Below are 13,239 nucleotides of genomic sequence, written 5' to 3'. Positions count from 1 at the left end.
ATTGGCCATTTTCAATCTATCTTTGACTCCTAATTTTACCCTGTTGAGATTATTTCTTTTTCTGATTCTTTTTACGCCATTCGGTCTTTTGGCTCAAAAACCGGCAGAGCTCCTGTTTATGAATGGCAAGAGGCTGGAAGTGTACGATTTAAATGATACTTCGTACGTACCCCTTCAGTATAAGTATGACAAGAATTTTTTTAAAAAGGAACGCATGAATATCAAGGCCGCTCGCAAGCAAGGTGTGTTGTTTAATCCCAATTTCTCTACTCCCAAGGCAGAAGCGATTCCTATTGTTTTGAAAAATGGTGGCATAGATCGCGAAGATGTGTTTTCGGTAACCTATCCATCGGGCGATGAAAAGGTATATTACTTTTTTGACGAACCGATGGGGAATTACTTAAGAGAAGACCAAATGCGTGCTTTCGTTTACGGCGAGCGCGATGCGCGGAATGCTGTAACAGGAAAAGGTTGGTTTTATGGCGGCTTGGCTACCGGAGCAATTACGGGGTATGCGCTCAAAACCAGCGTAGTATCCCTTGCGGTGCCTCCACTTTTTGCGCTTACCGCCAAAATCCCTACCATTCATATCAAAGAACGATACATCGCTGATAAGGCTTATCAATACAATGAAGATTACGCATCGGGTTTTGAATCTTTTGCGCGAAGCAAGAACACCATCGAAGCTTTGAAAGGCAGTGCAATAGGAACGGTATTGGGAATTATTGCCTACTCCATTATCGACAATAACAGGTAATGAAATCTGAATCTTCGATTTCCAGAGCTTTGTTTTGGTTAGGCGAAACAAATATTTTTATCGCTTTTGCGGCCGGCGCGTGCACATTGGCTACGTATGCTTTTCACGATGTTGCGCCCAGCTACAATCTTGTGGCATTTATATTCTTTGCCACCCTACTCATTTACAACTTACAGCGCCGTATTGGTGATTTAAATGCTTCGGCGGTTTTTTACAAAAGCAAAACCATTTTGATGATTCTGGGTGCAATAGGATTGATTCCTTTTGCCTTCCATCTCACACTTATAGAATTGGCTGGTCTGGCCGTGGCAGGTGCCATTTCGTTGGGTTACGCATACCCGTTCATTCCGTATAAGGGCGAGCGTTATTCAATTCGCAGAATTCCCTATCTGAAATTATGGGTAATTGTTTTGGCATGGATTCTTAGCACCACCATCGTTCCGCTTATCGAAATTGTTGATCTCAATTCTGCTGACGACCGTCTAAGCACCATTTTATTTGCTTTGCAACAAGGCGCCTTTATTCTGGCTTTAACTATTCCATTCGATGTGCGCGATCTGGAAGATGATTATCCATTTCAACGCACATTGCCCATGGTTTTTGGAATAGAGTGGAGCATTAAATTTGCTCAAAGGGCTATGATCGCCGCTTTTTTGTTCGCCTTTTTCAATTATTTGATTGGCTTTTTCGCGTTTCCGCAAATGTTGATGCAGATGGGAATCTCCGCTCTCGGCTTTTTTGTTGTCGCCCGTGGCAAAACACACCGCTCTCCGCTTTACTATTCTATTGTATTAGATGGAATGATACTGCTGCAGGGCTTGTTGGTGTTGGCTGTATAGGATTAGTATAAATTCAATACTATTGAGTCATTTAGCAATGGAATGGTTTCAATTTATTCTTACTCGATTTTACAGACACTTGGGCAATAAATATAAATGTGACGTGCTGAGCGCAGTCGAGGTAACCGTGTAATAGAATTCTGATTTTCGCGTGGATTATCAACGTAAAATTATCGCAGGACGATATAACTGTTGTTAGAATTCAATTCCATAAACCTTTAAATCGAAGCTGTCCATTTCGAGTGCCTCAACGCGGCGCATAGGGATTCCCTTCGGTCTTTAGGTGTAGCATATTAAAAAACAAAAAGTTAAGTACGAAGAGGTGCGACACCTCACAGGGTCGTAAAATACGTTATATTTTAATCAATCTACAGACATTTGACCCTAACAGGCTCATGATGAAAAGAGGAGTTTTACAGGTGAACATTATTATCCAAAAATCATCTCCAAACTTTCTTTAAAGGCAGCTACCGCTTTCTTTAAATCGTCTGATGAGTGCGCCCGCGAAATAAACCCGACTTCAAATCCGGAAGGGCCGATATAAACACCACGCTCAAGCAACGCTCCGTGCAGTGTTTTAAAATTTGCCATGCTATTTTGGTCAATATCAGAGCTTCTTACAATCGCCTCTTTTTCTGTAAAGGCAACCCAAAAAATAGAGCCTACTCTAAAAATCTTAAAGGCATATCCTTTTGCTTCCGCGAATGCGTTTATTTCACCTGCAAATCCAGCTGCTTTTCTTTCAAGATTTTCGTAAAATCCATCGCTTAGGCAGGCTTTAATCTGGGCTTTTCCTGCAGCCATGGCTACCGGGTTTCCGCTTAGGGTTCCGGCCTGATAAACAGGGCCATCGGGAGCCACGCAACTCATTATTTCATTGCTGGCACCGTAAGCTCCTACAGGCAATCCGCCACCGATAATCTTTCCAAAAGAGATAATGTCGGGAGCAATGCCGTAAAGTCCTGCCGCGCCTTCAAATCCCACCCGGAATCCGGAAATCACCTCGTCAAAAAAGAGCATAATTCCTTCGCTGGTGCAGATATCGCGCAAAAACTGAAGAAACTTTTTATCCTGAAGCAGCAATCCATTATTTGCCGGAATCGGCTCGATAATAATGCAGGCAATATCGTCTTTGTATTCTTCAATAGCCTTTTTTACAGCGTCTTCGTCGTGAAGCGGAAGAACAATGGTTTCTTTTACATAAGCTTCAGGTACACCTGCCGACGATGAGGTACCCAGCGTGGCCAGACCGCTGCCGGCATTTACCATCAGCGAATCAACATGGCCGTGGTAGCACCCTTCAAATTTTATGATTTTATCGCGACCCGTATATCCACGTGCAAGCCTCACGCCAGACATAACTGCCTCGGTACCCGAATTTACAAAACGTATTTTTTCAATATAGCTGTGATTGGAAATAATCATTTCTGCCAGCTCATTTTCCAATTTTGTCGGTGCGCCAAAAGTGGTTCCTTTTTTAACCGTTTCATTCACAGCCGAAACAACTTCCGCAGGAGCGTGACCCAAAATTAAAGGGCCGTACGAACAACAAAAGTCTATAAATCCATTTCCGTCGGCATCGTAAATATGTGCTCCTTCGCCGCGTTCAATAAAAAGCGGATGGCCACCCACGGCTTTAAATGCCCTTACTGGACTGTTTACACCACCGGGAAACAGGGTTTTAGCCTTCTCAAAAAGTTGGTCGGAAATAGTACGTTTCATGAGCTATCGTATTTTAACTATTGGCAATAAATTGAAATGCCGTATTTTGTGCGCAAATTTAATGTTTTAATCCCCATTTGCGAAATGCAGGAGTATAAAGAAGAAGCCAAAAACCACGATGCGCAAGATGCCCTTGCGGATTTTAGAAACTCGTTTTATTTTCCGGAAACGGAAGCCGATCACTGTGTGTACTTTACAGGAAATTCGCTTGGGCTGCAACCAAAAACGGTACGTGATGAAATAGATATTGAGTTAAGAGATTGGGCTAAATACGGTGTAGAAGGGCATTTTGAGGCCGAGCATCCCTGGTTTAGCTATCACGAATTGCTTATGGAGCCTGCTGCAAAAATGGTTGGTGCTCTTCCGGGAGAGGTGGTGCATATGAATGGGCTCACCACAAATATTCACCTTTTAATGGTGAGTTTTTATAGCCCTACAAAGCACCGCTACAAGATAATTTGTGAAGCTAAAGCCTTTCCAAGCGATCAATATGCACTGGAATCTCAAGTGCTTTTTCATGGATTTAACCCCCATGATGCCATAGTGGAAGTGCATCCCCGAAAGGGCGAGCACACCATACGCCAAGAGGATATTGAAGCAGCTATTGAAGAGCATAAAGATGAATTGGCACTCGTTTTTTGGGGCGGAGTGAATTATTATACCGGACAGCTTTTTGATATGAAGGGTATTACGGAAGCCGCTCATGCACAGGGGGCGGTAGTTGGGTTTGATTTGGCGCACGCCGCCGGAAATGTGCCGCTTGAGTTGCACAATTGGGATGTTGATTTTGCAGCCTGGTGTACTTATAAATATTTCAATTCCGGTCCCGGATCGGTTGGCGGAGTTTTTGTACATCACAAGCACGCCAACACCAAAAACCTTCCGCGCTTTGCCGGGTGGTGGGGATACAACAAGGAAAAGCGGTTTAAAATGGAATCTGGTTTTGATCCTATTCCGGGGGCAGAAGGATGGCAACTAAGCAATGCTCCGGTTTTTGCCATGGCGCCACATTTAGCTTCGCTAAAAATATTTGAGAAGGCCGGAATGGATCGACTAAGAGCTAAAAGTGTAAAGCTGACCGCATTTCTGGAAAGGATAATAAACCATGTTGCCGAAAAGAATACTGCTGAAATAGAATTGATTACACCTTCTGATCCCGATGCGCGGGGAGCGCAACTAAGCATTCTGGCACACGGATATGGTAAAGGATTGTTTCACGATATTCAAAAAAATGGCGTATTTGCAGACTGGCGTGAACCCAATGTTATAAGAATTGCACCTGTGCCGCTGTACAATTCGTTTTACGATTGTTATAAATTTGGTGAATTGCTTGACAATGCGCTAAAGAAGTATAAAAAATAGAACGACTCGATATCCAAGTGAGTCTGTAAGAAATTGAATACGAGAAAATTGCGTTCTTCACGCGCGCTTATTGAAAAAATATGAAAAAAGTACTGGTAATTGGAGGCGGACTTGTGGGCTCGCTGCTTTCTGCAAATCTTTCGCGCCACGGATATAAGGTGAAACTCTATGAACGCCGGCCTGATGTGCGTGGCATAGAACTTCAGGCTGGAAAATCGATTAATCTGGCCTTAAGTACACGCGGTTGGAAAGCGGTAGATTTAATTGGCTTACGCGAAAAAATTGAGAAGATTTCCATTCCGATGTACGGGCGTATGGTGCACGATGAAGAGGGGAATAAATCATTACAGCCATACGGCAAAGAGGGTCAGGCCATTTATTCAGTATCGCGAGGCGAACTAAATGTGTGCCTACTTGATAAAGCAGAAAAAGAATACGATGTAGAAATGAACTTCGACTGGCGCTGTGTACATGTTGATTTTGAAACAACTACAGCCGAGTTTGAACATACGGAAACCGGAGAGAAGCGAAAAGAAACGGCTGATTTAATCTTTGGAACCGACGGAGCATTTTCGCAGGTACGTGCAAATATGCAGCTTACCCGCAGGTTTGATTACCAGCAAGAATTTATTCCCCACGGCTACCGCGAGTTGCTCATGCCCGCAAATGCCGATGGATCTCACAAAATTGAGAAAAATGCACTCCACATTTGGCCCCGAGGCGGGTATATGCTTATTGCTCTCCCAAATTTGGACGGTAGCTATACGTGTACCCTTTTTATGCCTTACGAAGGCAAAGATTCGTTTGCTGCACTGGAGGATGATGAGAAAGTAAAACGCTTTTTTACGGAAGTATTTCCGGATTTTACAGAAATGATGCCCGACATCATCAAAAATTACCGCGAGCACCAACTTGCTGATTTGGTTATTATTCGTTGCTATCCGTGGGTTAACAAGAATACGGCAATTCTGGGCGATGCTTCTCATGCCATTGTTCCTTTTTACGGACAGGGGATGAACTCGGGTTTTGAAGATGTTTCGGTAATGGACGAGCTTATTGAAAAACACAATCATGACTGGGAAAAAATTCTTCCCGAATTTCAGCAATTGCGCAAGCCCGACGCTGATGCTATAGCGACATTAGCCATGCGCAACTATGTAGAAATGCGCGACCTGGTGGCCGATCCGGGTTTTGTACTTCGCAAAAAAATTGAGGGCAAGATTTACCGCAAGCATCCCGAACAATGGATGCCGCTCTATTCGCAAGTTACATTTAGCCATACGAGATACAGCCAGGCTTTAAAAACCGGAATGATTCAAGATCGAATTATGGAAGAGGTGATGAAACGCCCTGATATTGAATCTACTTGGGATAGCGCTGAAGTGGAGGAGGCAATATTAGAGAAGCTCAAAGCGTTAAAGTAGGTAACAATTCGGGTCTTTCTGCGTATTTTAATGGCGGATTATTCCGTTTTAAGAGAAGCGTATATGAGAAAAGTCCTTTTGATAGTCTCCCTTTGTTTGCCATTACTGTCTGTAGGGCAATACCAGCGTAGCAATGATATATTTCCAAATTTTGGAAATTACGAGCGCAAGGGGTGGTTGATAAATCCGGCAATTACCTATACCCTAAAGCCGTTTAAGAAGAACCAGCAACGCATGTTTACCGGTTCAGATTCGGTGTATGATGTGCTGATTAATGCCAAAGGAAAAATGGGAGTAGGGCTTGAAATAGGGCGCTTCTACGCCATAGACAATTCGCGGATTATCTCTTATGTTGATTTCTCGCTGGGTATAAAAATACTGCGCGGTGCCGAAAAATTTGAAGCTACCCTTGATGATCCAGATCGCGCTGAACCTTATATTTTGAATGGCGAAGGGGTGTTTTCGCAAAACTATGCTACGGCGAGTTTTAATGTTACAAACGCACAGCCTCTAAGCCGCGGGACATCTATGCACAATACTATAGGAATCAATGCCGATTACCGCCTTACTGAGTATTATGAATACAATGATCGTAGCTTGCCAATGGACTTAAATGTTCCCGGACGGTTTGTATTTCAGGCACATTATAAACTTGGTTTTGGATTTACAATGGGCAAAAACCTTATGCTTATCCCATCTGTGGAAACTCCGCTGGTTACTTTTCACGAATACGACGACTTAAAATCTACGCTTTCAATTTTTAACTCACGCTATCGCCCGGTTATTTTCAGACTTACCGTTTTGGTAATGGACAATAAACCCGACAGGAAATGCCCGAAAAACAAAAAGCGAAGTAAAAGCGAGAGTTTGTTTGGCGCATTGGATACCAAAAGGCCATGGTAGAAAGAACAACAATTGTAATTTCTTAGTGTGCGACACCTTACAGGGTCGTTTTTGCCCATCATGTAATATTTCTCCTACAGACCTGCGACGCCTTTAGACCGAAGGGAATCCGTATGGACAGGGTCGATTTTAGGGTTTATTGAAATTAATTGTACCAATGATTAGGCTGTGTCACATGAAAATTCTTGTTTATGTCTTACTTGAAATTAACGGCCACTGTCCATACGAATACTTCTACTCATCTTGATTTCGCTCGATAATCTACGCTCAATACAACCTGCTTTTTCGGTGTACTGGTCAAATGTCTGGAAGCATCGTAAGAAATGGCTCGAAACCTTACTTTTCAGGATGACTGATTAGCTACACCCATCAAAAGGTTGTTGCGGTTTATGATTTATGCTTAAATCCGTTTTTGACGAAACGCAAAAACTCATTAAACTGATCTCCAGAAGAAAATACCTTTGCTATTTCGGCTCCCAGAGTCGTGCCTTTCTTTTCCTTGTTGAGGTCTGTTTGAATGTTTCGAGGTCTTTCGGCTGTAGCATTGGGATCGCCAGACTGATCTTGGGCGAGCTTATCAGCAAAATCAAAAAAGACTTTCGCCTTTTGATGGTGCCCCAGTTTTTCAATCAATAAGCCCAGATTGTTGTGCGCAATGGCATCGTCGGGGTCTAATTCTACAGCTTTTTCGTAGTCTTTTACTGCCCCTTCCACGTCGCCCATGGCATCGCGAATGTACGCGCGGCTCGAGTATCTGTATGAACGTGCAGGCTCCAGTTCTTGCGCGCGATTCATATCTTCAAGAGATTCTTTTAATTGATTGTTATGAAAAAATGCCACAGCTCGCTCGCTGTATAGATCAGCACTACTATTTTCTGAAATAGCGCGGGTATACCAATAAATGGCTTCTTTAAATTTGTGCTCCGAATAGAACTTCTCGGCTTTTTCGGTGTATTTAGTTAAGTTTGACATGTAAAAAATTTAAAAATCTTGTTTCCGATTTATAGAAAGTACTCAAATAACAAGTCGTTCTTTAAAGTGTTCGATTCAAATTCATTTGAAGAAATTCAGGTATTGGGATCAAATTACTGGATTTATCCTTTTGTTGCAAAGATACTTCCCGACAGGAATTTTATCAAAGATATGATAGAAATGGAAGGAGGAGGGTGGATCGAAATTTCTGCGGAAGCGTATAATGGTTTTAAATCAAATTGCGAAAAGGAATTCAAGAAACAGAATTAATTAACTGACGCTAATTATCGGTAAATTAGGTCTTGGTCGAAGAATTTATTAGTTTTATCAATCCTAGAAAAGCGATCTATCGCGAGGCAAAATAAATATATTGCGTAAAGTTCTATTCATATTCATACTCTTATTCCTAACCGGTAAGGGATTCGCGGCTCATATAATTGGTGGCGAAATGTATTATGAATGCCTGGGAGGTAATCTGTATCAGGTTACTATGAAGCTTTACCGGGATTGTAATAGTTCGGGAGCTCCTTTTGATGCACCTGCCATGTTTGCAATTTTCGATGAGTCCAATAATCTGGTTACCGGCAAGTCTGCATTTCTTGCCTCTGAGGCGAATATTGAACCTGATTTGAGCTCGCCCTGCCTCACCTTCCCGCCCGATATTTGCGTGCAGGAGGGAATTTATGTTTTCACAGTGCAACTGCCATCCAATACGCAGTCGTATCAAATTGTTTATCAGCGCTGTTGCCGGAACGGAACCATTCAAAATTTGATAAATCCGGGCGATCAGGGGCTTACTATCGTAGCAGAAGTACCGGCAATTGATCTTGCGGAGTGCAATTCTATGCCTTCCTACAACAATTTCCCACCACCGGTGCTTTGTGGTCAGGAATATTTTGAATTTGACCATAGTGCAACAGATTTGGATGGAGATTCGCTGGTTTACTCGTTATGTTCCCCTTTTATTGGCGGCACCACTAATAATCCTGCACCCGATCCGCCTTCTAGTCCTCCCTATACTCTGGTAGCGTGGGGAGCGGGATTCGGAGCACTAAATCCACTCAATGCAAATCCGGGACTTTCTATCGACCCAATTACGGGTTTGCTCACGGGTACACCCACCCAGCTTGGGCAGTTCGTAGTTGGAGTCTGTGTGGAAGAATGGCGAAATGGTCAGTTGCTGAGTGTGAATACACGCGATTTTCAGTTTAATGTGGCCCTTTGCGAGCAAACTTATACAGCGATTATTGCCGAGCCGGAGCCTGCCGATTTATGCGATGATTTGAATTTTCAATTTGAGAATTTAAGCGATCCCGACAATCAATTCGTTTGGATTTTTGGCGACCCGACTACAGAAAGTGATGTGAGTACCGCTTATAGCCCTTCATATACCTATCCCGATACCGGTGTTTATAGCGTAATGCTGATTACCAATCCGGGATTCTTTTGTTCCGATACAGCTTTTTTGGAGATCCCGCTCTATTACGAAATTCAGATCAATGTCCAAATAGCAAGTTTTGAGTGCATTAACGGCCAGCAGATTTTCACCTTTGCGGCCAATGGAGTATTTGATGAGGGCGCTACAATTAACTGGAATTTTGGGCCAAATGCAACACCTCAATTTGGGAATGGAACTTCTGTCAGTGGGCTCACTTTCTCTACCTTGGGTCCGCAAGAAATTGATGTGGAAGTATTAGATAATGCCTGCAATGCACAAGATCAGGTTACCGTAGTGATTCCTGACCCACCTGAGATTTCAATTGTGCCACAAGATGTTTTTTGCAATGGTTACACCTATCAGTTTGATCAGGAAAGTGAAAACGCAGGAATATTTTCATGGAATTTTGGCGTAAGCGGCACCAATGCAGATGTGAGTTCCCAGGCTACGCCCATTTTTACTTTTCCCGAGTCGGGAGTGTATACGGTTTCCCTTACGGGGAATAGCTCACAAAATTGCCCGATAACCGTTACTGAAACATTTGATTTACAAACGCTTCTTGCACCTGAAATTGCTCCACACAGTATTGTATGTCTTGAAGGAAACTCCATCAGTTTCGAAGCTGCGGGAAGCTTTTCGAATGAGGCTGTATTTGCCTGGGAATTTGACCAGGCCAGTCCCGCCACGAGCACTCTCCAGAATCCTGTGGGTATTTCTTTCGAAGCAGCGGGTATTCATCCCGTACAGCTCACCATTTCAGAACACGGCTGCACGCGCACAGCCGAGGGTAATATGCCTATACACGCTAACCCCATAGCCGATTTTAGCGCCGGAACTTTATATGGCTGCGCGCCTCTAACAGTGGCTTTTAGCGATCAGTCGTTTACACAGAGCACTGCCGTGAGCTATACCTACGATTTTGGCGACGGCACCCAGTCTTCGGCGCGAAGCACCAATCATACTTACACAGAGCCCGGCGTTTACTCAGTACATTTTTACATTCAAAACCTAAACGGCTGTATTGATTCTGACGACGAATTAAAAGAAGCAATTGTAGAAGTGGTTCCAACTCCCAAACCGGGTTTCAAAGCCGATCCGCTAGTAGTTTCTGCAATTGAACCAATAATTGAAATTATTGACATGAGCGAGGGCAGTATTTCATGTGAATATATCTTTGATGGCCAGATTTTTAATGATTGTAATTTTGAGCATATGCTCCAGATTGTTGAGCCACAAACTATTGTGCAGACTGTTGAAAATGAATATGGATGCACAGCCAGAATAGAAACAGATATTAAAATTTCAGATCACCTCATTTATGTGCCCAATGCATTCACACCCGACTCTGATGGCCTCAATGATTTCTTTTTTCCTGTAGCAACAGGAGCAGTAAACATTGAAATGCACATTTACAATCGCTGGGGCATGGAGGTGTATAGCAATTTGAATGATAAGACGGGGTGGAATGGATCAAGCCCGAATGACAACTTTTTTGCTCCGCCCGATGTTTATCATTATGTTATAATTCTCACTGACAATCTGAGCTGGAATTTTGAATATACCGGTTCTGTAAGCTTACTTCGCTAATTCATGAAGAAATTTTTAATTGTATTACTCGTTCTCGCCGTGGCGGGATTTGCTGCTTATCAATATTTTGATGAATCTCCACCTTCCGGTAAAAAAGGTGAAGCAGCAGAGGCGCTTGCTGACAAGATGCTTTCAGCCATCGGCAAAGATAGTTGGGATGCTATTCCTTATATTCAATGGACATTTAAAGATGCCCGACACTATGTTTGGGATAAGCAAAACGACCGCGCCGAAATTAAATGGGATGATAATGTGGTAAAGATGAATCTGGACAATCAATCTGGGTCTGTAACTAAAGCCGGCGAACAAATAGAGGGAGAAGAAAAGCAAGAGGCGCTTGAAAAGGCTTGGGGCTATTGGTGCAACGATTCTTTCTGGCTCAATGCTCCCGCAAAAATTCGAGACTCAGGTACCATGCGATCAATTGTAAAAATGGACGATGGAACCGATGGACTGCTCGTAGAATATACATCTGGAGGTGTTACGCCAGGAGATGCATACCTCTGGGCACTTGATGAAGCGGGACTTCCCATTTATTACAAAATGTGGGTTTCAATTATTCCTGTAGGAGGAATGAAAGCCACATGGGGCGATTGGAAAGAAGTAATGGGCGCCAAAATATCCACTTCTCATGATTTGGGATCATTTTCTATTCCTATTGGTAATTTAAAAGCCGGTAAAACCCTTGCTGAAATGGGGTTGGGAGAAGATTTTTTTGAAGGAGTTGATTGATTTTTGCTCCGCTGTAGGTCTTAAGAACGCTCCGCAAATTGCGCCGTCGCCAAGCTTTTAGCTTGGGGACGCTTTGTACGGCATCTTGCCGAGTTTCCTGAAACAAAAATCTGTTTTGCTGAAGGTAAATTGCTGTGGCACATGATAGCTCAAATTTCTTTAAATCATTAAGGAGTTAAGAAAATGAAGTTTTGGGTCTTGGAGCAATACAGATCACAACCCTCAGTTCTTCACAAACGTGGCACTATAAAAATCACCATCGATATTAAGCCTTATAATGTAAAGCCCCTTATTTAAAGTTGAAATATCAAGTTGCTTCTTTTCAGTTTTTGAAAACATAAGTTCCTCAATGCGTTTGCCGGTACTCGAGTAGATAGTTCCGTAACAAGAGCTAAAATTTTGATCAGTTAAATCTAATAAGAGTATGTTGGAAGTTGGGTTTGGATAAACTCTAAAATTGAGTTTAGAATTTAGTTTTTCAATTGATGTGGGAAAATAATAAATAGTGCCCCATTCATCCAATCCTTTTTTAAAATAAGTTAAACCTAACCAGTGAGATGTAATAAAACCTTCGTCGTCTCCATACCAATTGGTATCATCGTAAGGCCCTCCACAACCCTCAATATAACTTGTTTCTATTACCCAGCTATCAAATATTGGAGGAGTGCTTAAATTCACTTTTCTCCCATTATAATCCGCCGAATAGTATACAGAATCCATATTGCCAAGTAGGGAACTCAAATTCGTATAAGAAATCGTATCAACAAAGAAGTTATAACTACCCTCCGGGTTATTTGTTCCCGAATAATAAGTGTTTACACTGCGTATATAAAAGACAGTATCGCTATTAGCTGAATAATATTTTCCTGAAATTAGAATACTTGAATACTCGAGAAAGCCAGAAAAACCGTTAGAACCAGTTTCCTTAATTTCAAAAACATCATTGATCTCGTAATCATATATTTCTCCTATCGTAGAAACAGACTGACCTTTTAAACCGGATGAAATAAGACCTAACAAAAGACTTAATCCAATCAATTTCAATTTTCGAAAATCTTGCATCGTGTAAAGCATGGCTATGAGGTATGGTATTTTAAATGGTTACTGCGGTCGGCTAGAATATTTCACCTATTTGATTTCACTAAAAATACAAATAATTTTGATTTGACATACCTTTAAGTGCAGATATTCAGACTCTCCTGTATTTACCTAAGAGAAAGACGATGCGCTTTATTAAACCATTGAGAAATTGAGAAAATTAAAAATTGTCACTGAAGATAATGCCATTGCCAATTGCCAATTGCTTATTGCAAAATTGCCCATTGCCTCCCTTGTGCATTCCTCTACATACCTTTAGATTTGTCTCACCCTTTTAATCTTTTCAAGATTGTTGATAGTGTTGTTGAAAAGAGGGGGTTTGGGGGAGACTCAAAACTTCGTAAAATTGTGAATAAAAAAAAGAATGGGGTGAACTATCTTACATACTAGGCCTCTATGCCTACG

At 42.2% G+C, this 13,239-nt stretch carries 11 protein-coding genes; 8 read left to right on the top strand and 3 right to left on the bottom strand.

The features are described 5' to 3' along the window. Positions 1-43 precede the first annotated feature (43 nt). Both G3O08_RS07405 and G3O08_RS07400 read left to right on the top strand, forming a co-directional pair. Positions 44-757 carry a hypothetical protein gene (locus G3O08_RS07405; RefSeq protein WP_163284440.1) on the top strand — a complete coding sequence of 238 codons (714 nt, stop codon included), beginning with the start codon at positions 44-46 and terminating at the stop codon, positions 755-757. Further along, the gene (locus tag G3O08_RS07400) at positions 757-1,596 is read left to right on the top strand and encodes a UbiA prenyltransferase family protein (protein WP_163284438.1); all 840 of its coding nucleotides are present in this window, start codon (positions 757-759) and stop codon (positions 1,594-1,596) included. The genes G3O08_RS07405 and G3O08_RS07400 overlap by 1 nt, the downstream gene beginning before the upstream one ends. 429 nt (positions 1,597-2,025) lie before the next feature. Here G3O08_RS07400 and hemL read toward each other — a convergent pair whose 3' ends face one another. Further along, on the bottom strand, positions 2,026-3,318 hold the full coding sequence (gene hemL, locus G3O08_RS07395; RefSeq protein ID WP_163284436.1) for a glutamate-1-semialdehyde 2,1-aminomutase: 1,293 nt from the start codon (positions 3,316-3,318) through the stop codon (positions 2,026-2,028). Between the two features lie 84 nt (positions 3,319-3,402). Between hemL and kynU the strand changes: the two genes are divergently transcribed. The 3 genes from kynU (at position 3,403) to G3O08_RS07380 (ending at position 7,007) form a co-directional block, all read left to right on the top strand. Further along, positions 3,403-4,680, top strand: coding sequence for a kynureninase (gene kynU / locus G3O08_RS07390; protein ID WP_163284587.1), 1,278 nt, complete (start codon positions 3,403-3,405; stop codon positions 4,678-4,680). Positions 4,681-4,760: 80 nt separating this feature from the next. Beyond that, on the top strand, positions 4,761-6,104 hold the full coding sequence (locus G3O08_RS07385; protein WP_163284435.1) for an FAD-dependent oxidoreductase: 1,344 nt from the start codon (positions 4,761-4,763) through the stop codon (positions 6,102-6,104). A gap of 63 nt (positions 6,105-6,167) precedes the next feature. Next, positions 6,168-7,007, top strand: coding sequence for a hypothetical protein (locus tag G3O08_RS07380; RefSeq protein WP_163284433.1), 840 nt, complete (start codon positions 6,168-6,170; stop codon positions 7,005-7,007). Between the two features lie 387 nt (positions 7,008-7,394). Here the strand turns inward: G3O08_RS07380 and G3O08_RS07375 are convergent, their stop codons facing one another. Continuing rightward, positions 7,395-7,979 (bottom strand): tetratricopeptide repeat protein, encoded by a 585-nt coding sequence (locus G3O08_RS07375; protein ID WP_163284431.1) that lies wholly within the window; start codon positions 7,977-7,979, stop codon positions 7,395-7,397. A gap of 18 nt (positions 7,980-7,997) precedes the next feature. Between G3O08_RS07375 and G3O08_RS07370 the strand changes: the two genes are divergently transcribed. The 3 genes from G3O08_RS07370 to G3O08_RS07360 all read left to right on the top strand — a co-directional run bounded on the left by G3O08_RS07370 (position 7,998) and on the right by G3O08_RS07360 (position 11,736). Then, the gene (locus G3O08_RS07370) at positions 7,998-8,249 is read left to right on the top strand and encodes a hypothetical protein (protein ID WP_163284429.1); all 252 of its coding nucleotides are present in this window, start codon (positions 7,998-8,000) and stop codon (positions 8,247-8,249) included. A 100-nt stretch (positions 8,250-8,349) separates the two neighbouring features. Then, positions 8,350-11,004 carry a PKD domain-containing protein gene (locus G3O08_RS07365; protein ID WP_163284427.1) on the top strand — a complete coding sequence of 885 codons (2,655 nt, stop codon included), beginning with the start codon at positions 8,350-8,352 and terminating at the stop codon, positions 11,002-11,004. Between the two features lie 3 nt (positions 11,005-11,007). Then, positions 11,008-11,736, top strand: coding sequence for a hypothetical protein (locus tag G3O08_RS07360; protein ID WP_163284425.1), 729 nt, complete (start codon positions 11,008-11,010; stop codon positions 11,734-11,736). A 222-nt stretch (positions 11,737-11,958) separates the two neighbouring features. Here G3O08_RS07360 and G3O08_RS07355 read toward each other — a convergent pair whose 3' ends face one another. After that, entirely contained in the window at positions 11,959-12,780 is an 822-nt protein-coding gene (locus G3O08_RS07355) for a T9SS type A sorting domain-containing protein (protein WP_163284424.1), read from the bottom strand. Between the last annotated feature and the right edge of the window lie 459 nt (positions 12,781-13,239).

The sequence above is a fragment of the Cryomorpha ignava genome, from assembly GCF_010686655.1.
In the GTDB taxonomy this organism is placed as follows: Bacteria; Bacteroidota; Bacteroidia; order Flavobacteriales_D; family Cryomorphaceae; genus Cryomorpha; species Cryomorpha ignava.
The sequence above is the reverse complement of the archived record's forward strand: the minus strand, read 5'-3'. Positions and strand labels throughout refer to the sequence as shown.

Coding starts and splice junctions, on each gene's coding strand:
- G3O08_RS07400 (WP_163284438.1), top strand. CDS start 757: ATGAAATCTGAATCTTCGATTTCCAGAGCTTTGTTTTGGTTAGGCGAA.
- hemL (WP_163284436.1), bottom strand. CDS start 3,318: ATGAAACGTACTATTTCCGACCAACTTTTTGAGAAGGCTAAAACCCTG.
- kynU (WP_163284587.1), top strand. CDS start 3,403: ATGCAGGAGTATAAAGAAGAAGCCAAAAACCACGATGCGCAAGATGCC.
- G3O08_RS07385 (WP_163284435.1), top strand. CDS start 4,761: ATGAAAAAAGTACTGGTAATTGGAGGCGGACTTGTGGGCTCGCTGCTT.
- G3O08_RS07380 (WP_163284433.1), top strand. CDS start 6,168: ATGAGAAAAGTCCTTTTGATAGTCTCCCTTTGTTTGCCATTACTGTCT.
- G3O08_RS07375 (WP_163284431.1), bottom strand. CDS start 7,979: ATGTCAAACTTAACTAAATACACCGAAAAAGCCGAGAAGTTCTATTCG.
- G3O08_RS07360 (WP_163284425.1), top strand. CDS start 11,008: ATGAAGAAATTTTTAATTGTATTACTCGTTCTCGCCGTGGCGGGATTT.